At 44.7% G+C, this 23057-nt stretch carries 21 protein-coding genes and 1 riboswitch; of the genes, 3 read left to right on the forward strand and 18 right to left on the reverse strand.

What is annotated here, in order from left to right; genetic code table 11:
• Positions 1 to 8: 8 nt before the first annotated feature.
• From pyrF to C0033_RS23860, 5 genes are all read right to left on the reverse strand, one after another.
• Positions 9 to 926 (reverse strand): orotidine-5'-phosphate decarboxylase, encoded by a 918-nt coding sequence (pyrF, locus tag C0033_RS23840; RefSeq protein WP_103230345.1) that lies wholly within the window; start codon positions 924 to 926, stop codon positions 9 to 11.
• A gap of 64 nt (positions 927 to 990) precedes the next feature.
• Positions 991 to 1752, reverse strand: coding sequence for a nitroreductase family protein (locus tag C0033_RS23845; protein WP_103230346.1), 762 nt, complete (start codon positions 1750 to 1752; stop codon positions 991 to 993).
• A complete protein-coding gene (gene pepF / locus C0033_RS23850; RefSeq protein WP_103230347.1) occupies positions 1739 to 3538 on the reverse strand; it encodes an oligoendopeptidase F in 1800 nt (599 codons plus the stop codon). Before pepF ends, C0033_RS23845 begins: the two co-directional genes overlap by 14 nt.
• Positions 3539 to 3568: 30 nt before the next feature.
• Positions 3569 to 4261 carry an LrgB family protein gene (locus tag C0033_RS23855; protein ID WP_103230348.1) on the reverse strand — a complete coding sequence of 231 codons (693 nt, stop codon included), beginning with the start codon at positions 4259 to 4261 and terminating at the stop codon, positions 3569 to 3571.
• Positions 4258 to 4617: a CidA/LrgA family protein gene (locus C0033_RS23860; RefSeq protein ID WP_103230349.1), complete on the reverse strand. Its 360-nt coding sequence runs from the start codon at positions 4615 to 4617 to the stop codon at positions 4258 to 4260. Before C0033_RS23860 ends, C0033_RS23855 begins: the two co-directional genes overlap by 4 nt.
• A 161-nt stretch (positions 4618 to 4778) precedes the next feature.
• Between C0033_RS23860 and C0033_RS23865 the strand changes: the two genes are divergently transcribed.
• Entirely contained in the window at positions 4779 to 5519 is a 741-nt protein-coding gene (locus C0033_RS23865) for a GNAT family N-acetyltransferase (protein ID WP_103230350.1), read from the forward strand.
• A gap of 4 nt (positions 5520 to 5523) precedes the next feature.
• On the opposite strand, the gene C0033_RS23870 is transcribed toward C0033_RS23865, so the two are convergent.
• Positions 5524 to 6231 (reverse strand): GTP pyrophosphokinase family protein, encoded by a 708-nt coding sequence (locus C0033_RS23870; protein ID WP_103230351.1) that lies wholly within the window; start codon positions 6229 to 6231, stop codon positions 5524 to 5526.
• Positions 6232 to 6536: 305 nt separating this feature from the next.
• Here C0033_RS23870 and C0033_RS23875 point away from each other — a divergent pair, with 305 nt between their 5' ends.
• Positions 6537 to 7388 (forward strand): D-amino acid aminotransferase, encoded by an 852-nt coding sequence (locus C0033_RS23875; RefSeq protein ID WP_103230352.1) that lies wholly within the window; start codon positions 6537 to 6539, stop codon positions 7386 to 7388.
• 396 nt (positions 7389 to 7784) lie between these two features.
• On the opposite strand, the gene C0033_RS23880 is transcribed toward C0033_RS23875, so the two are convergent.
• From C0033_RS23880 to C0033_RS23905, 6 genes are all read right to left on the reverse strand, one after another.
• Positions 7785 to 8561 carry a PhzF family phenazine biosynthesis protein gene (locus tag C0033_RS23880; protein WP_103230353.1) on the reverse strand — a complete coding sequence of 259 codons (777 nt, stop codon included), beginning with the start codon at positions 8559 to 8561 and terminating at the stop codon, positions 7785 to 7787.
• A gap of 36 nt (positions 8562 to 8597) precedes the next feature.
• Positions 8598 to 9074 carry a hypothetical protein gene (locus C0033_RS23885; RefSeq protein WP_103230354.1) on the reverse strand — a complete coding sequence of 159 codons (477 nt, stop codon included), beginning with the start codon at positions 9072 to 9074 and terminating at the stop codon, positions 8598 to 8600.
• A gap of 51 nt (positions 9075 to 9125) precedes the next feature.
• Positions 9126 to 9995, reverse strand: a complete 870-nt coding sequence (locus C0033_RS23890; RefSeq protein WP_103230355.1) for an effector binding domain-containing protein — start codon at positions 9993 to 9995, stop codon at positions 9126 to 9128.
• Between the two features lie 105 nt (positions 9996 to 10100).
• Positions 10101 to 11468, reverse strand: coding sequence for an MATE family efflux transporter (locus C0033_RS23895; RefSeq protein WP_103230356.1), 1368 nt, complete (start codon positions 11466 to 11468; stop codon positions 10101 to 10103).
• A gap of 474 nt (positions 11469 to 11942) precedes the next feature.
• Complete coding sequence (locus C0033_RS23900) at positions 11943 to 13070, reverse strand: PDDEXK nuclease domain-containing protein (protein WP_347501217.1); 1128 nt, start codon at positions 13068 to 13070, stop codon at positions 11943 to 11945.
• 518 nt (positions 13071 to 13588) lie between these two features.
• Positions 13589 to 14425: an Mrp/NBP35 family ATP-binding protein gene (locus C0033_RS23905; RefSeq protein WP_103230357.1), complete on the reverse strand. Its 837-nt coding sequence runs from the start codon at positions 14423 to 14425 to the stop codon at positions 13589 to 13591.
• Positions 14426 to 14492: 67 nt separating this feature from the next.
• Between C0033_RS23905 and C0033_RS23910 the strand changes: the two genes are divergently transcribed.
• Positions 14493 to 15269, forward strand: coding sequence for an HD domain-containing protein (locus tag C0033_RS23910; RefSeq protein WP_103230358.1), 777 nt, complete (start codon positions 14493 to 14495; stop codon positions 15267 to 15269).
• Here the strand turns inward: C0033_RS23910 and C0033_RS23915 are convergent.
• The 6 genes from C0033_RS23915 to C0033_RS23940 form a co-directional block, all read right to left on the reverse strand.
• Positions 15229 to 16539, reverse strand: coding sequence for a sensor histidine kinase (locus C0033_RS23915; protein WP_103230359.1), 1311 nt, complete (start codon positions 16537 to 16539; stop codon positions 15229 to 15231). The two genes, C0033_RS23910 and C0033_RS23915, sit on opposite strands and share 41 nt — an antisense overlap.
• Positions 16536 to 17252 carry a LytTR family DNA-binding domain-containing protein gene (locus C0033_RS23920; RefSeq protein WP_103230360.1) on the reverse strand — a complete coding sequence of 239 codons (717 nt, stop codon included), beginning with the start codon at positions 17250 to 17252 and terminating at the stop codon, positions 16536 to 16538. The genes C0033_RS23915 and C0033_RS23920 overlap by 4 nt, the downstream gene beginning before the upstream one ends.
• 11 nt (positions 17253 to 17263) lie before the next feature.
• Entirely contained in the window at positions 17264 to 18322 is a 1059-nt protein-coding gene (locus C0033_RS23925) for an LCP family protein (protein ID WP_103230372.1), read from the reverse strand.
• Positions 18323 to 18508: 186 nt separating this feature from the next.
• Positions 18509 to 19081 (reverse strand): folate family ECF transporter S component, encoded by a 573-nt coding sequence (locus C0033_RS23930; protein ID WP_103230361.1) that lies wholly within the window; start codon positions 19079 to 19081, stop codon positions 18509 to 18511.
• 60 nt (positions 19082 to 19141) lie between these two features.
• A riboswitch (THF riboswitch) is annotated at positions 19142 to 19258 on the reverse strand.
• A 124-nt stretch (positions 19259 to 19382) separates the two neighbouring features.
• Positions 19383 to 20768, reverse strand: coding sequence for a TRAP transporter large permease subunit (locus C0033_RS23935; RefSeq protein WP_180994877.1), 1386 nt, complete (start codon positions 20766 to 20768; stop codon positions 19383 to 19385).
• A 26-nt stretch (positions 20769 to 20794) separates the two neighbouring features.
• Complete coding sequence (locus tag C0033_RS23940; protein ID WP_103230363.1) at positions 20795 to 22993, reverse strand: hypothetical protein; 2199 nt, start codon at positions 22991 to 22993, stop codon at positions 20795 to 20797.
• Positions 22994 to 23057: the final 64 nt, after the last annotated feature.

Consider the following 23057-nt stretch of genomic DNA (forward strand, 5'->3'; position numbering starts at 1 on the left):
GCTTCCTCCTATAATACGCTGTTGATATCAGCGACCATATCGATAACTGCCTGTCTGGAAGCTTCTGCGAAATGCTCTGCGCCGAATTTTGCGTATTTTTCCTGCTTGTATGCAGCGATGATTCCTCTTGAAGAATTCACGATTGCACCCAGGCCGTCTTCGTTAAAGCAGTATTTCAGGTCTTCTGCAGTTCCGCCCTGAGCGCCGTAGCCAGGCACCAGGAAATAAGTATTGGGCATTAATTTACGAAGGATTCTGCTCATCTCAGGGTAGGTTGCTCCAACTACGGCTCCTACGTTGCTGTAAGCTCCGTCCATGGAGTCTTTTCCCCACTCCACAACCTTATCAGCCACCAGTTCATACAGAGGTCTGCCGTCAATCAGCTTATCCTGGAACTCTCCGCTGGACGGATTGGATGTCTTAACCAGAATAAATAATCCTTTATCTTCCTTATTACATACATCCACAAACGGTTTCACACCATCGGTGCCGAAGTATGGGTTTACTGTCAAAAAGTCGGTATGGAATCCGGAAACCGCAGTGGAACCAACCATAATCGTTCCAATATGTGCGGTTGCGTATGCGGCTGAAGTAGAACCGATATCGCCGCGCTTTGCATCGCCGATTACAGTCAGCCCTTTCTCCTGGCAGTAGCTGACAGTCTTTTCATATATCTTTAAGCCCTCGATTCCGAACTGCTCATACATAGCGATCTGTGGTTTTACAGATGGAATCAGGTCATAGGTATGATCAACGATTTCCTTATTAAACTGCCAGATCGCATCGGCGGCTCCCTCTAAAGTCTCTCCGAAATCCTGAAATGACTTTTTCGTGATGTGCTCCGGAATGTAACCCAGCATCGGATCTAATCCTACGCAGATCGGCGCTTTCGTTTTCTGTATTTTTTCGATCAATTGACTAATCATCAACCATATCCTCCTCGGTTTTCTCTTAATTGTTATTCTTTCCCATTTTAGCATAAGTCCATGCTTATTGCAATGTTATCGTCCCCACATAATCTCCATTTTTATATACCTTTCTGCTGAGGGCATCCTCCACTTCAAAGCCCATTCTAAGCCACAATTCTTCTGCGGCCAGCATGATATGGGCCAGCACGATTCCGATGTTAAACTCCCTCATGGACGACAGCATGGGCACCGGGATTCTGTCCCGGCAGGAGAACAGGCAAAACCGGTCCTTATATACGATAAATCTCCACGGCTGCGTATTCATGGAAGACGGCGCCAGGCGGGCCGCCTTTAAGATGGTTTTCACATTCTCGCTGGGTTCCTCTTTAAAGATACAGAGCTCTTTCAGGGATAATCTCTTTGCCCTTGACACTTCCCTTAAAAGCACTCCTTGGGCATATCCAAACGCGATGACAATGATCTCCTTCCACCCCTTCGGCAGAAGCATATCGGCCCTTGAACCGCCCAGATAACAGCTTCCCAAACCTTTAGCCGTCAGATACAAAACCACCTGCTCCGCCAGGTATCCGCCGTTTCGTTCACATCCCTTTTTATCCTGTGAGGAGAGCACCAGATAGTACGGCGCATCCACCTTCCACAGTCCTTTTAATTTCACTTTCTTTTCTGTATTATCAAGTATTTCCGCTTTGGTTTCAATCTCGTAGTCCAAAAGAGCCGCTTTTCTGCAGAATGCCAGAATCTGATCCAGCATTTTCTGCGGAAGCGAGGCCTCTGTAAACTTACGGACCGACTTCCTTCCGCTTATGGCCTCATATAGGTTCATATTCATTCTCCTGTTCAAATTCATCTAATAGACTGTCAAATACGTTCAAAGCTTCTTCAATCGGCTTGGGAACAGACATATCCACCCCACAAAGCCGCAGTAAATCGATTGGAGACATGGAGTTTCCTCCACTTAGGAACTCAAAATAGCCGTCTATCGCATCCTGATCCCCACTTAATATCTTCGTGCTGATCGCAACCGCCGCTGAAAATCCGGTCGCGTACTGATACACGTAAAACGGCGTATAAAAATGAGGAATCCGGGACCATTCATAATCAATTTCCGGATCCACAACCATATCCGGGCCAAAATAATCCACATTCAGCTGATGGTACAATTCACAGAGTGTCTGGGCCGTCAGGCTCTTTCCCTCTTCCGCCATCTTATGCGTCACCGCTTCAAACTCGGCAAACATGGCCTGTCGGAATAAGGTGGTACGGAAGCTTTCCAGGAAATGATTGATCAGATAGATTTTCTCTTTCCTGTCTTTACAGTTGTTCATCAAATGGCGGATCAGAAGCGCTTCGTTACAGGTAGAAGCCACCTCTGCCACAAATATCTTATAACCTGCATAAGTGTAAGGCTGGTTTTTATCCGAATGCCAGGAATGAAGGGCATGCCCCATCTCATGAGCCAGGGTAAATACATAATCCAATGTATCATTATAATTAAGAAGCACATAGGGATGGCTGCCGTAAGCGCCCCAGGAATATGCCCCGCTCCGCTTGCCTTCATTTTCATATACATCGATCCAACGGTTGTCAAATCCCTCCTGAAGGAGTTCCTGATACCGCTCTCCTAAAGGAGCCAGACCGGCTTTCACCATCTCTTTTGCTTCTTCGTAGGGTACGGACTTTTTAACGTCGGAAACCATGGGCGCATAGATATCATACATATGAATCTCATCCAGCCCCATCACCTTTTTCCTGATCTTCACATAGCGGTGAAGGGATGGCAGATATTGATGAACCGCTTTAATCAGATTATCATAAACCTCTTCCGGAATCTCATTTTCCATAAGCGCATAAGCCCGGCTGGATGAATAATTTCTGGCTTTTGCATAAAATACGGCCTGCTTTACATTGGCGCTGTAGGTGGCTGCCAGCGTATTGCGAAACTGTTTATAACATCCGTAAAGGGCCGTAAACGCATCTTTTCTCACACGCCTGTCGCCGCTTTCCATCAGAGAAATATAGTTTCCATGGGTGATCTGAACGTCCTCACCCGCCTCATCCTTTATCACGGGAAACCGCAGATCCGCATTGTTGAACATTCCAAAAATCTGTGACGGGCTCTGCGTCGCCTCATAAGATCCGGCCAGCAAAGCCTCCATCTCCGGTGACAGCGTATGCTTCTTCTTAGGAATCAACAGCTCCACCGCCCGTTTAAAATGCTCTATGCCGTTTTTAGATTCCATATACTCCTTTAAAAGCGCCTCATCCATGGACAAAATTTCCGGCACAATATAAGAAGACAGTTCAGACGCCTTATAGGAAAGGCTCTGCGCTCTGGCCGTAAAATCCTGATACAGCGGATTGGCAGTATCCTGATCCGATTTCTGCTTCGCATAGACAAAAATGCGTTCCAGCTTCAGCGACAGTTCATCATCCAGCTTCAGACAGTCATACAGCATCCCGGCTGACTCTGAAAGTCTCCCTTTATACGCTTCATATTCCTTCAGCTGTTCTTCCGCTTCTTTATATAAAGCTTCCCACGCACTGTCATCGGAAAGCATATCTTCCATATTCCAAGTAAATTCCTTTGGTACCTCTTCTCTTCTTTTCATGTTTTCCTCCATGTTCCAATATTTTATTCATCAAATCAAACCGCTCACCACAGGCACCACAAGAACGGTCATCAATCCCGCCACCGCAATGGCCAGACTGCTCATCGCTCCTTCGATCTCTCCTAACTCCAATGCTTTCGCCGTTCCGATGGCATGGGCCGATGTTCCAAGTGCCAGGCCTTTTGCAATCGGATGGGTGATCTTTGCAATCTTAAATACAGTTTCTGCTATTATGTTCCCTAAAAGTCCTGTTATTATAATGCTGACCACAGTCAGAGTTACAATGCCTCCCGCTTCTTCGCTGACTCCCATGCCGATGGCCGTGGTAATGGACTTTGGAAGCAGAGTAACATAGTGTACATGTTCCAGTTTAAATAACATGCTTAATGCGAATATGCTGACCGCGCTGGCAGCCACTCCTGAAGCGATCCCTCCGATCACGGCGGCGATATGTTTTTTCAGTAACTTCAGCTGCTTATAAAGCGGAATTGCCAGACACACGGTGGCCGGAGTCAAAAAATACGATATATAACTTGCCCCTTTATTATATTCTGCATAATCGATCTTAAATACTACCAAAAATAAAATAATAAGAACCACTGATACCAGCAGCGGGTTAAATAAAGCCAGTTTTGTCTTATTCTTAACCCATATTCCAAATAAATACGTAACAACGCTGATCACAAGCCCAAAATACAGCGCCGACGACAGAACTTCACTCATGATTTTCTCCTCTCATTTCTGCGTATGATCCACTCAGCCATCTTTCCGGTAACCGTCATAACTACGATGGTAGAGACTACCGAAATCACAATAAGCGGTACCATAACCGCCTTCAGCTCTTCAAAGCTGTTGAGAAGGCCTACGGAAACGGGCACAAACATAAGAGGCATCAAATCCAGAAGAAGATTCCCGGTCTGTTCCACATGTTCCAATTTTATAATGCCTGAACACAGGCCGAATAACAGTAAAAACAATCCATAAACCCCTGAGGGAACCGGAAACGGCAGAATCTGATTTAACAATTCTCCTATCATGGTAATCCCAAAAATAATGCTGATCTGCTTTAAGTATTTCATAAATTTCTCCCAATACCCGGCTTGTTCCGGTTATTCTGTTTATCACTCATATTCTACCATTATGGTTTTGTTCAAACAATGTAAAATATAGAAAATATTTGGTTGAAACAGGCCGCTTTCTTGTACTATACTATAGAAAAAACCGGAAGCAGGAAAACCACATGAAAACCAAACAAACCTGGACACTCAATGAAGAAGAAAAAAATCAGATCCATTCCGTTGAAACACTCTGTAACGGCCACGATTCCACAAGGCTTTCTTATCCCATGGAGGACGGAACCTGCCACTTTTTGCTTTTCGATGATGACGGTTCTGTCATAAGCGCCCTATCCCTTTTCTTTTCCTGGGAGGACTGCTGTGAATGCACTGCCTTTACCCTTCCGATGAAACGGGGCCAGGGCTGTTTTACCCGTCTGTTTGATATGGCTCTCTCCTTTCTCGAAGAAAAGGAAGAAAAAGAACAGGCTGGATATGATCTGCTTTTTGTAGTTTCTCCCGGATGTCAGGATACTATGAATGTGCTGGATAAACTGGGTGCGGAATATGATTATTCAGAATATATCATGGAACTCACATTAGAAGAATCGGCACCGGACAGCCTCATTCAGCTAAAACTTCAAAAAAACGGGCTCTGCATCGGTCTTTTAAATCAACAGGCGATAGGCAGCTGCCGCTTGGATTACGGCTCGAAATCCGCCTGTCTTTATGAAATGGAAATCAAAGAAGCGTTCAGGAATCAGGGGTTCGGCACGCGTTTTCTCCATACCCTCTTTTCCTGTCTGATAGAAAAAGGAATCCATACTCTGCGTCTTCAGGTGACAAGCACCAATGAAGCCGCCATGGCCTTATATAAAAAGACAGGCTTTCACATCTGCGAAACCCTGTCCTACTACCTCTATTAACCGGTTACTTTTTGACGGTGATTCCCTGGGCCTCAATTCTCTTTCTGATCTCCAGCATCTTGACATCAGTCTGGGCAATCACCTCTGCACAGGCCTTCAATTCCTGGCCGATCTCTTCTGAATCTCCAAATTCTTTTTTATACTTCAGCTGGTGATCCAGGCTGGCCCAGAAGTCCATCGCTATCGTCCGGATCTGCACCTCAACTCTCATCGGTTTCTTCCGGTCGGAGAAAAACACCGGAATCTCAATGATCATATGATAACTTCGGTAGCCGTTTGGCTTGGGATTCTTAATATAATCCTTAATTGTAATGACCTTTATATCATCCTGTCTGATCAGCATATCGGCAACTTCATAGATATCGTCCACAAAGGAACAGATCACACGGATGCCTGCCACATCATCCAGATTGTTCAGCACGGAATCAAGGGAAATTTCCAGCCCTCTCCGCTGCAGCTTCTCAATAATACTTTTGGGCTTTTTAACTCTGGACTTTATCATCTCAATCGGATTTCTCTGGTTCTTCACCGATAATTCGTCATTCAGCACCTCTAATTTTGTCTTCACCTCACGGATCGCGCAGGTAAACATCATCATCACCTGCTGAAACTGATAAGCTTCATCCGCCCAATTATCCGGCACTCTCACCAGATCCGGCACGCTGACGATGGATTGTTCTAACTCACTGTTTGGATTCATGTTAATATTCATTCGTACACCTCGGGTTCCTATTGTCCTATCGTAATTGTTCAGTACCCTCACAATTACGAACAGTTATGTCCTACCAATATTATATACGGAAATTCCATTATGATCAATGGTAGAATGATTAATATTTTCTGAACTCTCCGGGAATCATTCTTTACAAAAACCAGGGCTCATGTTATGATTCAATCATATTTTAAATCATAAAAAGCGGCATTTGATTTCTTTGCCCAACCATTTACAGAGGCTGTGTCTGAGCGGCAACCTCAGTCTCCATCCCATACAAAAAGCCGCGAAGAAATGAGGATATTATGGAAAAACTTGGATATTATAACGGTAATTACGGCCCATTAGATGAGATGACCGTCCCCATGAATGACCGCGTCTGCTGGTTTGGAGACGGAGTTTATGAAGCTACCACTGCAAGAGACCATGTGCCTTTTGCCATGGACGATCACATCGACCGTTTTTACAACAGCGCCGGACTGCTTAAAATCAAACTGCCTTATACAAAAGCCGAGATGAAAGCCCTCGTCATAGACATGGTTCAAAAAGTGGATTCCCCCAACCAGTTCGTGTACTGGCAGGCCACCAGAGGAACCGCAGAGAGGACCCATGAATTTCCAAAAGGGGATGTTCCTGTCAACATCTGGATCATGATCAAACCGGGCGGGGAATTTGACCTTTCCAAAAAGCTGAAACTGGTCACCATTGAAGATACCCGTTTTCTTCACTGCAACATCAAAACCCTGAATCTTCTTCCCAACGTTATGGCTGCTCAGAAAGCGGCTGAGATGGGCTGCAACGAGGCCGTCTTCCATCGCGGTGATATCGTAACGGAATGCGCCCACAGCAATGTTTCAATCATAAAGGACGGAGTATTCAAAACCCATCCAACCGACCACTACATACTGCCGGGCATTACCCGGGCTCATCTGATCCGGATCTGTAAAGACAACAATATTCCGGTAGATGAAACACCGTTTACGTTGAGTGAGTTAATGAATGCCGATGAAGTGATCGTTTCAAGCGCCAGCAAGCTTTGTAAAACAGCTTATGAAATCGACGGAGTTCCCGTAGGCGGAAAATCACCGGAGATCATCAAGGTTTTGCAGGATGCTTATTGGAAAAAATATCTGGCGGATACCGAAAAGAAAAACTAAACTTGTCACTAATCCGTCCCTTCATAAATTACAGGCAAAAATCCATGTTAATTTAATAAGGAAGCGGAACACTCAAAAATAGAAAAGGGAAGGATATGCAGCCACTCTTATGGCTGTATCTCCTTCCCTTTTCCTGTTTCAGGCTCCTTTTCTATGGCCGAAGTTAAATAAAAACGCCTGTTTTCTTTGTTTTGAAGGTTCTTTCTTGGCTTTGGGTGCGGGGCTGTGCCGGAGGGGTAATATCCAAGTGTACCGCCATCTGGATACGAGCCGTAAAAATGAACGTGACTGGCGAACACATGTATTTTGTGTCCGACAGTCACGTTCATTTTTATGGCGAGTAGGAAGCCCGGCGGACACGGGATATTACCCCTCCGGCACAGCCCCGCACCCAAATTATATAAATACTTCTGATATGGAATATAAAACTGCTTTACCGCTTATTTTTACCCGGTCTCCGGCCAAACGGCAATAAAGTGTTCCTCCACGGGCGGATAACTGCCGCGCGGTCATTTCATTTTTGTTGAGCCGTTCTGCCCAGTAGGGAATGAGGTTGCAGTGGGCAGAACCGGTTACCGGGTCTTCGTTTACACCGCTTTTTGGATAGAAACAGCGTGAGACAAAATCGTAGTTTTTACCTTGTGACGTAACAATCACTCCATCGCCTAATTCGATGGATTTAAGCTGATGAAAATCAGGGTTTAAGTTTTTTATTGTATCTTCGTCTTTCACAACTGCAACAATATCTCTGGACAGATAGAACTCATCAACCGCAGCTCCCAGCGCATTTTCCAGTTCGTGCAAAGGAGGAATCTCTTTAGGCGGACGTGCGGGAAAATCCAGCGTATACTGATCATTTTCACAGTGAACGGTGAGTTTTCCGCTCTGCGAATAAAAAACGATGGTTTTTTTGTCTTTATCCAGAAAATTATGTATCATATACGCACTGGCAAGGGTGGCATGACCGCACAAATCTATCTCATATTTTGGCGTAAACCATCGGATTCTGTAATAATCTTTCTCTTTCACTACGAAAGCGGTCTCCGGAAGGTTATTTTCTGCGGCAATATTCTGCATCAATTCATCCGGCAGCCATTCCCCGCAGTCGCACACCGCAGCCGGATTTCCGGTAAATACGTTCTCTGCAAATGCGTCAATTAAATACATTTTCATCCTTCTACCTCACTGTATCTGTTGTTATGTCCCTAATTATATCATAAAATATTTCGCCTCATTCAACAAAATATTTTTTATAAACGGCTTGCTTTCTTCGTTAATAAAAAACATAAACGCATTGTTGCGGCATCTTTGCAGGCGTTCTCCTTTCAGGATAAATTCATAGCCCATAGAACATCTCTGATTGCAGCTGTCCGGGTCAACCAAACGTTTGCATATGGACGCTTTCTGAATGGCTTGCACCATTTCATCAGGCAGATTGTCTAAAACATTCATGTACTGAGCAATATGACCGGCATAAATCCGTATCATCAGCCCCTTTTTACGAAATACGTAGTTGGCTATCGTTTTTTTATTCAGAATATAAGAGACCACATAGCCGCTCTTTGCCTGCTTCACCTCTATAAGAAAGCCCAGCTCCGTCAAGGCATCATGCAGTTCGCTCACATACTTTTGGTTTTCATTATCAACGGCACCTAAAAAATCATGAAACGTATATTTCTCACTCATAATATTAATTCTCCCTGTATTTTCAATTTATTTTGCTGCATTTAATCAGGACTAGCGACGAGCATCGTCGACGATTGGAATCCATATCTGGCTCAGATAATCCTTGGCATAAGCGCTGCCGCCGCTGTACCACTCCAGTTCCGGGCATTCTGCATGCTGAAACGGATATGTCACCAGCCACTCCTCCTGCAGATACTTCCACCCCTTTTGAACCGCCTGCGGCACAGGCCCTATGCAGTCAAACACTGCCCATTCAGCTTCGGGTATGATCATTTCGCCGCACCCTTCCGGCAGATCACGGTCTGATTTCACCATAATGGAATATTCCAATTCATTTGAATTATTTTCATCATAACGAAACAGGCCAAACAGACCTTTCGGGTCCCCATCGTCTATTGAAACCAACATGGAAAAAATACCGTTTTTCTGACAATCGCTCCAAAATTCCAATATTTTTTCAGGATGATCCCCATTGATACAGGATAAACGGATACTTTTTCCTACAAGACGGAACGAAGTTTTTTGTACCAGCCTCCAGGAATACTGTTGTTTTACTGATATTTGCATTTTAGGCACTACCCGCAGTTTTATATCCTTATTACGCGCCTCTTTCGGTGTGACACCATGAAACTGCTGAAAGGCTTTTGTAAAGGAAGTCGGCGAATCGTACCCATATTGATAACTCACGTCAACCACCTTTTTATCCGTGCTCTTTAAGTCATATCCGGCTAACGTCAATTTTCTGCTGCGCACATATTCCGAAAAGCTGATGCCGTTCATATAGGAAAACACTTTTTGAAAAAAGCCCGGAGAACACTCCGCGATCCTGGATATTTCCTGTAAATCGATCGGTTCCTGCTTTCTCTGCAAATGATTTTCCACATAATCAAGAATTATCTGTAATTTTTCGTTCCATTCCATATTGCATTCCTTTCTGCTCCTATTCCTGATTCCTATATTATAACTTGTAAAAGGAAATATATCCTCTCATTATTGGTACTGAAAGGATAAGTTTCGCATGGCTGTCTACGGAATCACCCGCCCGCTATCATTTCTTGACCTCCAGGATTTGCTTTTAAAGTAAACCGCACCTACGATTGCAGGCAAAACAGGTGAGAGCGCCTGTCCTATATAAATCCCCGAAAACCCCAATTGAAAAACAAATGCCAAAATCCAGCTGACAGGCAGCCGTACAACCAAAGCGTCTAAAAGCGCATTGAACATAGCCACATTGGCCGAACCGATTCCAATGGCAAATGAATCAAACGTGTACATAACTGCATAAATTAAGCTGTTTATGCCGCAGCAGATTCTAAGATACATCACTCCCTCTTTTACGACTTCCGGACTGCCAGGATCAAACATCATAATGATTGATTCTGAAAAAATCTGTATTATAATGACAACAAGAAATGTAATCAGTACATTTAGCCGTAAACCGCATTTTACTGTCTTTTTTACCCGTTCTAAATTCTGCGCTCCCATGTTTTGCCCTGCCATAGCGGTCACCGCCTGACCGATTGCCCAACAAGGCATACCCGCAAACGTATTCACTTTCAGTCCGATTCCCGAAGCCGCCGCCACGGAAACGCCAAAATTATTGAGCATGCCCGTAATAAGCAGATAAGAAATATTAACAATTACCATCTGAACCGCAGCCGGAAGCCCAATCTTCAATATGCTGATTAATTTATCCTTTTTAACTGCAAAACTCTCCCTTTTAAAATCAAACACAAAATGCTCTCGTTTTAAGTAAATAATAGAAACCAGCAGAGATATCCCCTGAGAAAATATCGTCGCATAAGCAGCCCCCTCCGTCCCCATCTCCATAGGCCCCACAAATAACAAGTCCAAAACAATATTAACAACTGCAGCCACCGCCATAAAATAGAGGGAACTTTTGGAATCTCCAAATCCTTTCATAAGAGAACACACCGCATTGTAACCAAACACAAATACGGTTCCCAAACAAATTATCCGCATATAGCCGCATGCTTCTTCCATCGCCTCCGAAGGGACATTAAGAAGCGAAAAAAGAGGAGCATAAACCAGTAAACCAATAAAAGTAACAATAATTGAAGCAATAAAAGATAACGAAAACAATGTTCCGGCAGTTTCCTTCTGCCCCTGTTCATCATCAGCCCCCTTATATTGAGCAATCAAAACCGTCCCGCCCATCGTAACCCCTATACAGATAGAATTGATAATAAAGCTTATCATCGATGCATTACTGATCGCCGCAAGCCCCGTTTTTCCTACAATACGCCCGACTACCAGCATATCGACAATGCTGTAAAACGACTGAAGCAAATTTGCACCAAATAACGGAAGTGCAAAACGAACCAATTTTCCATTAACATTTCCTATGGTTAAATCCTGTTCTTGATTTTTCATTTTTATTAAATCCTTTCTCTAAGCAATAGATAATCCAACAATACAAAAAAGGCCGCAGACAAAACATCGTCTGCGGCCGGATTTCATCATTTCAGTTTATGTAAAGGCAACACAATTAAGGCTCTACAATCAATATCTTCTGATCATATAAGCCGCCTTTCAAAAACTATTCCTATAATTGGGCTCCACACAATGTCTCGTTTTATATAATTGTGCAGAGCTAAAATCAATACAGAATTTACCAAACAACCTCATTGTGCTCACCCCTTTCGCTCTTCCTTATGCATTATTATAAAGAAGCCCCACCCAGTCTGTCAAGCCTGATACCGGAGGCAGATATTTCCCATATTTCATCATACAATTTCTGTCTATCAATTTTTATCGTACTCCTCTTCACTATCTACCTCCCCTTCTTTTGTACTATAGGCAAAAAGCGAAAACGCATATTCAAACTCGCACTGTCAATACTACTATTTATTTATGTTCATTTAGCTCAGCTTCAATTTCCTCAATCGTTGGCAGTGTTCCCTTAAAGTCATCCGGCACCAAATTTGAAAGTTCGTATTCTGATATTCCCAATGGCTGACTGCTGGATTCTATTGCATACTTCGCCTGAATATTATCTTTCGATTTGCATACCAACAGTCCCAAGGTCGGAGCATCCATCTCCGATTTTAGAATATGGTTGACTGCAACCACATATGTTCCAAGTTGGCCTGTAAAAGATGGTTCAAACGCTGTAACCTTTACCTCAACTACCACATAGCAATGTAATTTGATATGATAAAACAGCATGTCAATAAAATTTTCTGTATTGCCAATTTCAATCCGATATTCACGCCCAACAAAAGCAAATCCATTTCCAAGTTCTAACAAAAATGCTGTAATATTATCCATCAGTGCATCTTTTAATTCTTTTTCATTATAGTTCTTGGTCAGTGTAATAAAATCAAAATTGTAGGGATCTTTCGTGAGTTCCTGTGCTAAATCACTTCGTGCCGGTGGAAGTGTATATTCAAAATTTGTAACTGCTTTGCCCTGTCTATCAAAAAGCTTCGTATCAAGAAAATTTAACAGCACAGCTCTGGACCAATTATTTACCAGTGTATTTTGTACAAAAAACAATGCTCTCTGTTGGTCCTCCTTACATTTATCCATGATAACTTTATGATGCCCCCATGGAATCATAAAAATAATATTCTTATCAATTTGCGCACCAGTTTGGGGCGTAATTATATTTTTAATTTGCGCGTCAAGTTGGGGCGTAATCTCTACATCCGAATACAACCTGTAAAACTGATTCATATATTGCAGATTTCTTGGTGAAAATGACTTGATCTCCGGCAGTTCTTTTACTAAGTCTTTGCTTATCTTTTGATAAACATTGCTGCCCCATGTTACATTCTTCTTCACTGTCTCAATATCTCGTCCAAGATGCCAATAAAAACGAAGCATCTCATCATTTACTTTTATAGATGCCTTAATTTGACTGGTTTTAAAACGATTGCTTACTTCATATATCCATTTTTTATAATCACCTTCAAATTCTGCCCCTGTCAGTATATCTGCCATCTGCCTTACACCCACTCTTCCATCAATCATTTATCAGATATTGCCTTTTTAACTTTCTTGTATAGCTTTTATTATTATATCATTGTTCATACAAAAAAACATCAAAAACCAAACTTCATATACTTTCCGTATTCGGTGTTGCCACCGATAGTTCTGCTATTCTTTCTAATATTGTTTCCATCAATACCGCCAAATCTTTTTAACCTCAGCCAGCCAAGCAACAGCCGGAAAGAAGGGGAAACCTGGGCGGGCGGCGGAACTAGAGAAAGACAGGGGATCGTGTGCAGACCCTTAGCGATACTTGGTCGGCAAGAGTGGAAAAAGGCAGACAAATACTGAATTCCGGATCAGTATTTGAGGCGCCCTTGAACGATGAAGTCATAAAGAGTTCATCGTGAATGGCGCCGCGCTGCCTTTTTCCGCTCTTGCCGGCCTAGTATCACTTAGGGTCGTAACCCGAATCCCCTGTCTTTCTCTAGTTCCGCCGCCCGCCCAGGTTTCCCCTTCTTTCCGGCGTACCTTAGTCGATTAAACAAAGATTTTCGTAATTATATTTTCTCTACGATTCCGGCCGCCTCGTCAAGCCATGGCGCATCCAGATATTCGATGGTTCCTGCGTCCACAGCCTGAGCTGTCTCAGGGCGGATCGGGATCTTTGCAATTACCGGAACTCCGTATTCCTTTGCCACTTCATCGATATGGCTGTCGCCGAATACAGAAATCTTCTTTCCGCAGTCCGGACATTCCAAATAGCTCATATTTTCAACTAAACCGATAATCGGAATATTCATCTTCTTTGCCATGTTCACCGCTTTTCCAACGATCATGGATACCAGCTCCTGAGGAGACGTTACGATGATGATGCCTGCTACAGGAAGTGACTGGAATACAGTGAGAGGAACATCGCCGGTTCCCGGAGGCATATCCACAAACATGTAATCCACGTTCTCCCACAGAGTTTCCTGCCAGAACTGTTTTACCGCGCCTGCGATAACCGGCCCTCTCCAGATAACCGGGTCTGTGTCATGATCCAGCAAAAGGTTTGCCGACATGATCTCGATGCCGGTTGAACTGGTGGCCGGAACCATCAGATTGTCTCCTGCCATGCCCACGCTATCACTGGTAATGCCAAATGCTTTTGGAATTGACGGGCCAGTAATATCGGCATCTAGGATGGCTGTCTTGTGGCCTTTTGCATTCATCTTCACGGCCATCATTGCGGTGACTAAAGATTTGCCCACTCCGCCTTTTCCGCTGACAACGCCGATCACTTTCTTAACGGAACTTGCCGGGTTTAACGGCTCTAAAAAGCTTGTCTGCTCCTGGGTCCGGCTGGAACAGCTTTCTCCACAGGTACTGCAGTTATGTGTACAATTTTCGCTCATTGCTTTACCTCCAAATTATGTTATAATCACATAGATAGTATTATATTATCATTTAAGGAGATTGTCCATGAATTTTGAACATGCAAAAGACATTTTTGAAAAATATCTCGGTCAATATGACAGGAACGATGACAAAATCAAGCTGAAAATCATCCATACATACGGGGTTATTTCGGCTATGGATTACCTTACTAAAGACTTGAAACTGTCCGCAGAAGATGCAGAAATTGCCAGACACGTTGCCCTGCTTCACGATATCGGCAGATTTGAACAGCTGCGCTTATATAATAGCTTTGACGATTCCATCATGCCCCATGCCCAGTGCAGTCTTGACATACTGTTCGGCAGCAGCATGATCGAATCCTTTATTCCCGAACGCACCTATGATTCCATCATTTACACAGCCATCAAAAACCATGGGCTGTACCGCATGGAGGAAGGCTTAAAAGGACAGGTTCTCCTTCACAGCCGGCTGATCCGGGATGCCGATAAACTGGATAACTTCAGGGTAAAGGATGTATCCGGCATGGTGACCATGGTGGATGTGACGGAAGAAGAACTTGGCCGGGAGGCCATTACCGATTCCATATATCAAAACTTCTTAAACCACATTCCCATCCTGAACAGCGAACGCCGCACCCATATGGACATGTGGGTTTCTTATCTGGGTTATATTTATGATTTCAATTTTCCTTCCGGCTTAAAATATCTGATGGAGCACAATTATATCGCCCGGCTTGTAAACCGGGTCCCTTACTCCAATCCGGAAACTGCCGGGCGGATGGAGCGGATTTTGGCGGCCGCTATGGATTACATGGAGGCTGCAGTCCTTCCAGAAAAGTGACTGTCACAGTAAATACTCCGTCACCGTATTCATATTCCAATGCACCGCCGTATTTCTTTGCAGACCGGGCTGCGCTTCGGATTCCCAATCCGTGCATTCCGGTCTCTTTTTTAGAAGAACCCAGTGTATCTCCCTGTTTTACAGGTCTTCCGGACATGGAATTCGATATGACTATAAATATCATTTCGTTGATTTTTCGCAGTTTGATCTGAATCCATCGTTTCTGCTGCGGCATCTTCTGCGCCGCTTCCAGCGCATTATCCAAAAGATTGGCAAAAAGACAGCAGAGATCCTGGTCCTCCATTCCGGACAAATCCACGGCGTCGGCCTGGATCGTAAACGGAATCTCCATCTGTTCTCCCTGGTTTTTAAAATGGCTTAAAAGAATGTCAAGGGTCGCATTTCCGGTCCATATCTCCCCTGACAGACGGCTTAGCGGTTCTCCCAGCCGGCTGATGTATGATTTCACTTCCTCATACCGTTCCTCTTCCATCAAAGTGGACAGCACCAGCATGTGATTCTTCAAATCATGAGACATTTCCTGCTGCTGCCTCTGCTGTCCCAACACCAGTTCATATTCCCGTCTCACCATCTGGTCTTTCAGCTGGAGAATCGAAGAAATTTCTTTTTCCTTCCTGTAATTCGTATAAAAAAGAAGGGTGAAATAAAATACGAACAGTAGGACAATACACATGCTCCAGGAAAACAGCGCATGAACGCTGGTTTCCTGAATAGTCAGCCAGGATAAGAATCCCACGCCGCACAGGCCCAGAAATGACACCGTAAATATCATGGACGCATTATAGAAAAGCTCTTTTTTTAACGCCTTTTTCGCCAGCAGATAAAACAGGATCAGCAAAATCTTATTCACCGCCAGATAGGCGCACCGCCATAAAGACAGCTGGCTGATGACCATCTGTGCAAACTGCTGATTTTTACCCAGCACCCCCATAACCGACAAACAGAAAAAATCGATGATATAGGCGCAGAGAATGTAAAAGCTGACCAGAGATATGGAATAAAACGTGTCCACCTGAAACACCAGCACCGATGTCATACAGATATAAAATACAAACCACAGCGTTGAGATTAATGGAAATATCTGAAAATGATCCGCCGCCTGCATGGTAATTAAAAGGATCACCGATAAGATCACAAACCGGATTCTCCCCTTAATCTTTTGTGGGACAAATAAATTGATAAAGTAATAGCAGAGCAGAGCTTCTATAAAATCAGCTGCCATCTCTCCCGCTAAAAACAACTGGCTCATAACCGCTTCCTCCAGAATCCCGCAATCTTATCCCGTACCTCTTTTTGATAGCTTCCGCCCACCGGAAGGCGGATTCCTCCCCGCAGAACGACTTCCGCCCCCTCCATTTTCATCACGTAATAGAGGTTAATGATAAAGCCCCGCTCAATCATCAGAAATTCTTCCCGGTTCAATTCGCTAAGCACCTGATTCAGAGATTTCCGGACCGGGATCTCCTCTTCTTTTGTAACCAGAATTGCATATTTCTGCTTCTTATAAATATAGACCAGATCACAGATATTGATCTTCTGAACCTTTCTCGGCGATTCAATCAGATAGCATTCCCGATCCTGCCAGGATATCATGTTCAAACCGTCAAAAAGGGCCAGGGGCAGAGACTGATCCATCTCCGCCTTTGGTATATAGCGGAACACGGACAGCTCGAATGCTTTAATCGCATATTTTGTATGGGATGTGACGAACAAAATCATTGCCTGGGGAAGCTTTTCCCGGATCATTGAGGCCAGTTCCATACCGTTCATCTGAGGCATTTCAATATCCAGCAAAAGCATGTCAAAATGGGTGTTTTCCTGAATGTCGTAAAGCAGCATTTTACTGTCCGTGTAGTCCCTGATCTCGGCCGCAATTCCATTATCGCGGCAGTATTTGTCGATAATCTGTCTTTCTTTGTCTGTAAATTCCTGCTGGTCGTCACACACTGCAAATCGGATCATGTCTTATCACCTCAATTCCTGACTGCCTGTTTCAATATCTCTTTTCCGATTTCCTTGACCTTATCCGAGCACTGGTAATCTTCGTCCTGATAAAGCAGGCGGTGAAGCTGGATCACATTGGATTCCAGAGTATTTGGTATCAGGCAGGCCCCGTAGCGGCCCAGCCTGGCCTCTTCCTGAACGAAGGGGAAGCCGCCGGTTTCCACAATATGATACTGACTGATCCCTTTTGCCATCATGGCCAGATCATCGAACTGTACGCTGGTTGCCGTCTGAGGAAGAACCACGGTCAAAATATTGATCAGTTCCTCCCAGCTTAATGAACGGGCCTTTTCAAGAACCAGTTCCATCACCTTTCTCTGACGTTCCGTTCTGTTAAAATCAGAATCCATCAGGCGAAGCCTGCAGTAAGCTACCGCCTGCACTCCATCCAAATGCTGCATCCCTGGGCCGTCTAAATGGCTGGATGCCACTCCGGTACAGTTCACAGTCTCCGTTATAAACGAATTCATATAGTACCACTCTGATTTTGACAGTTCCAGGTCAATTCCTCCCATCATATTGATTGCGTCCACAGCCGCTTTCCAGGAAAATGAGATATAGTCTGTGATTTTTAAATCCAGGTTTGTATTAAGAGCCATTACATTTTGATAAGGCCCGCCTTCTGCATAAGCGCTGTTAATCTTGCCGAAGCTTTCATTCTCCGTATTTTTCATCAGTAAGGTGTCTCTGTATACGGATGCCAGACGGATTTCACCGTTGGCGCGGTTAATGGTCATAATCAGCTGGGCGTCCGCATTGGTTCCCGAACCGATCTCCCCGGTTCTGCTGTCCACACCGAAGACTGCGATAGTCCAAAAATCGTCCATCTTTTTTTCCGTCACCTTTTCCAGATTTGCATTGGTGATATGAGCGATCTCCCCTTCTTCCGGAGGGAGCTTCTGCGGCATGGAGGCCAGCTTTGTCACATATAGAATAGCAGAACATATCAGAAATAAGCAAATCGATAAGATCGTAATACCTATTTTCCGTATAAGCCCTCCATTGACATTTCCATTAAACAGTTTCATAATCTTAGCCCCTTTCATGAGTTTCTTCTCGTGTCCATATACTGTTTTGAACTGTCCTCATTATATCAGACTGCCCTGCCTCCGCCGCATTCTGACCGCAAAAAGCCGGAAAATGACCGCCACAAAAAAGCAGCGGCAGACCCGGGTTTTCAAAAGGAAAACGAAGTCTGCCGCTGCCATATCTTCTTATCTGGCCTGAACCATACGGAAATTTTTGATTATCCTAAGGATTCCGGTGCTCTCAAGGGCCTTGCTGATCGTATAAAACAGCATCGAATTGATCGGCCACATAATCATATTTTTAAATGCTCTCATAGGAAAAAGTACCATAAATCCCTTTCCATACATTATGCTGAGCCAAAGCGTCCCTAAAAGCATGTTGCATACCAGGGATACAACCAATTCAGCAATCAAAATCCTCCAGAAGTTAATGGGCCTTTTATAAAGAATGGTTCCGTAAAGCACACCCGCAAGTATGGCTCCCAACGTCCATCCCGGGAAAAATGCTCCCGTCGGCTTAATAATATACTTCAAAATGTCCAGCGCTCCGCCAAACGCCCCACCTACCACAGGGCCAAATAAATAATACACAAACTGGCTCGGTATGGTGGAAAAACCAATCTTGATGTAATCCCCGATTACAATTGTAAAATAGCCTAAAACTACTGAAATTGCGGCAAACATTGCCGATGTTGTGACCGTTCTCACTTGTTTGAATTCATGATACGAATCTGAGAACAAAGTTGCTAATTTTCGCATAAAAAAATTACCTCCTTTGCAGACCTCTCATACTACAACAGGAGATAAAAATCTCTTCCGTGCAGCGGGATGCGACCTGTGTACCGCAAGAATTCACCAATTAAAAGGATTCTTCTTTTCGTCCAACTGACAACTCCCTGTTCAGCCGGCACTTAACGCACACAAGTCTACTCTGCGTTTCTTATTTTATTGATTTCATGAGTATACCATATCTCAGGAAAATGTAAAGACTTTTTTCTGAAATTATCTTCTCACCCGGTATAAATTTCCCACAGGCGCAGGAAAAACCTGCTCCCGTATTTTAAATATACAGGAACAGAACTCCCACGATAAACAGATAGATACAATATACCGTAGTATAATACATGGATTTTAAAGGATCTACTTTTTTCTGCAAAATTGATGCAACCAGACCTGCGATGACAAATGTATTGAGATCCGCCGGCGGAAGGCCCTGGCCCGCAGCTGCCAAATGGGCGCTGGCCACCGCCGCATGTACGGGAGTAACCCCGGCTGCAATCCAGGAAGGTCCGATAATCGGCGTTAATAGCGTCTGAGATGTACTTTGAGCTCCCATAATCATACCCGCCAGCACCAGAGATGCACTTCCCCCCATTTTAAGCAGGGTGGCATTTAAACCGGCTGCCCAGGCTGCAATCACATCCAGCTGTCCGCCGACGGTGAACGCGCCCAGGAAAAAACCGGCCGCAATCTGTATCATGACGCTGCCCTGAACATTTCGAAATGCCTTCAAAAGCTTCTCAAATGCGTTCACTCTTAGTTTGGGATACATCACATAGGATACCGCAATGGAAATCAGCAGGGACAGCACGATATTGTTCGTCAGCGTCCCCACAATTTTAATCTTTTTAAATGCCTGATAGAAATTCCCTTCACCAAACGGAATCTGTTTCAGCAGCCAGCCGGGAATGTCAAATGCAATCGTCGGAATGCTGTTTATCATAATAATTACAATCAGTACCGCAAGAGGTATTAAAGTTTTCCATTCCCGCTTTAATATGGCGGCGGCGGATTCCTGCGGAATCAGATGGGCCGGCATGGAATATCGTTTTCCTATATAGACCTTACAGAAAAAGAGGCTGATAAAAACCAGGCCAATTCCCACGGTAATATAGCTGATCTGAATAACCGGCATTGGATCGATTCCGATAATTCCGGCTGCCACGTTAACTGCGTTGGAGATAGGAGGCATGATCGCTCCCATGGAACCGCCGGTCACGATGGTCGCGCAGATCAGTTCCGGGGAAAGCCCCATATCGTCCAGCGCCGGAACGATCAGCATACCGATCACGGCGCCTACGGCCGCCACGGTTCCCAGCATGGAACCGCCCATATAAAGAGCCAGCAAAACGGCCAGCACCAGACCCTGAGGCGTATGGCCGAACAGCGCACGCAGCACATTCAAAACGGTCTGCATGGCCCCTGTCTCAATCTGAAGCATGGAAAAGAAAGATCCGAAAATGACGATCCATATGATAAAAGCCACCCGGTTCAGACCGTCGATCCACGGGTTAATCCACTGAACCGGATTATACACGCCCCCAAACACCATAGCTAAAATACCCGCACCGAAAAATGCGGCCAGAAGCCTTCCTCCAATCAGAGGGATTTTTTTGCAAATACTGATTATAATTAAAAATAAGACCGGAACTATCACAATATACATACTCATCCACCTTCTTTCCGCCTTATCTAGCCTCTGTTAACAAACACAGGGGAAGACCATGCCGCATTGCCGTTATCCTGTGTCACTTTAACCCAGTACGCGTGTTCTCCGGAAAGTTCTTCCAGTTTATATTCAAGAGAAACCGATCTCTTTACAACTTTTTCTTCTTCAGAAGCAATTCTTCGGTTTGCCCGTTCAAATTCCACCGTCAGATTCTCTCCGCCCATAGAAAAGCTCATCTTTTTCTCATAGATATCCTTGAGGTTCACACTGACGCTGCCCCGCTCCGTACAGAAATCAAGAACCGTGCTGTCATCCCCGTCCACAGTCAGGTAAAGTCCGTCATAATCTCCCGATGTGGAGGACACCCATTTCACGAATTTATCGGAACACTGTTTAATCCCCTGGTCATTTCTGTCAAAAGCATATTCCGATGCCTCCAAAAGCCTTCCGTTTCTCACATACAAATCCCCATTCCAGGAAGCCGATTTGTTGCGCCCGCGCCTCATTACGCCGCTCCAACGCACACGGATTCTCTTTTCGTCCTTTTCCTGCAAATCCAAATCTGCCACCAGACGGTCCCAGTCATATATCTTCACATTGTCGAGCGGATAGGTACCGGATGCATCCAGGCAAAGCACCAATTCTTCCCTGCTGTCAAACTCCTCACCCATGCGATGCCCATTGACCAATACGTTCATATAGACCCGGTCAAAGGCAGACGCATAACATCTTCTGGACCGTATAGCCTCCCACACGCTTTCCTTCGTCAGATCTTTTGCAAATACTCCTGTAAATCCGGATGCCACGTCAAACGCACTGGATGCTGATTTTCCATTTCCGCTCAACGGATAAGAAAGTCCCGGACGGCAGGTATGGTCATCACTGGTTGCAATAAATCCCACCTTCATCCTGCGCTTCATAGCCTCCATAGCAAACCATTCAAAGGTTCCGTGATGAGAATGTATCTCAATTACGCTGGAAAACGCCGGATTGAAGAAATCCAGGTTGCCATATCTTCCGCCAATATGCGGAATCAGCATCACATCATCTCTTCCCGCAAAGATATCCCAGAGTTCCGAAACAGGGCTTGCATTCCTGCCGGAATCCACATTCTCATTGGCCGTCCAGTTGCTGCTGGGGTAGAAATGCTCGTTATCGCCTTTGAAAAAAACGTTATTATCTCCTCCCAAAGGGGTAATTCCCGACCATTCATATCCTAAAAATACCAGAAACTTGTTTTCTTCATTATATTGTTTTGTCTTTTCCCGGACAGAATCCCATTTTATATCGTCCACTTCAAAGTCATTTCCCTGCCATCCTGTAAAATCAAGCGCCGCTTTCTCCCTTGCAAAGGAATAATAGTCATCCAGATTACCCGTTCCCACCGTATAACTGGTCTGGGCATGCATATCTCCCCAATACAGACGGTATTCCGGCTCCTTCACTGCACGGGAAGCATTGCTCACCGCGGAAAACATGCCGTCTTCCGTATGAATCTCCACATGAAAATGCCCCTCTTCATACACTTCCAGCCCCAAAATCCGCACACTTCCCTGACAGTCCTTTGTCAGGCTCACTTCATCCGGTATACTGCTGCCTTCAAATTCCGGAATATTTAAACGGATGTTCTCCTCCAGAAGCGGAGTCGGGTTTCCAAATTCATCCAAACTTCTTACCACACAGTCAAATGGTTCGCCGATCCGTACGGTTCCAGGTATAACAGCCTGTATCTCGTGAGCCCTTCCAGCCACAATTTGAACCACCGGGCGTCCCGGAAGCTCCTCATAACGGCCTGTCCCGCAAGGATCAATGAGAAAACGGAATTCATGTTCCCGCTCACAAAAAGACTGCGCCCTCATGCCGGGGCCGCCCTTGCTCCTGTCTCCCAAAACAATCGTTACCACATCGCCTTCCTTTAAAAAACCATTTCTCACCTGGAATAAAATACTGTTTCCAAAAGGACGTATGTAGGAAGCATAACTGCAGCTGATGTCTGCATCTCCATCTGTCACGGCTGTGGTATAGGCAAATCCTTTCGGATTATCAAACTGCGGCGCTTCCCAGTCGCTGACGCTTCTCCATGCGATGCGGAAGCTGCCGCCTTCATCAATTCCGTATTTACCCGCTGTAAAGGTAAACGTCCAACTGGATACTTCTCCTGCCGTAACATCGCCCGCAGGACTCAACACAACACGTCCCATAAACTCTTCGTTCAATCTCATACTTTCCCTCTTTTCCGTACCTATTAAGATTCTCTTCACCGGAATTCTCCCGAACCGCCATTCC

The organism is Clostridium sp. chh4-2, assembly GCF_002899675.1.
GTDB lineage: Bacteria > Bacillota > Clostridia > Lachnospirales > Lachnospiraceae > CHH4-2.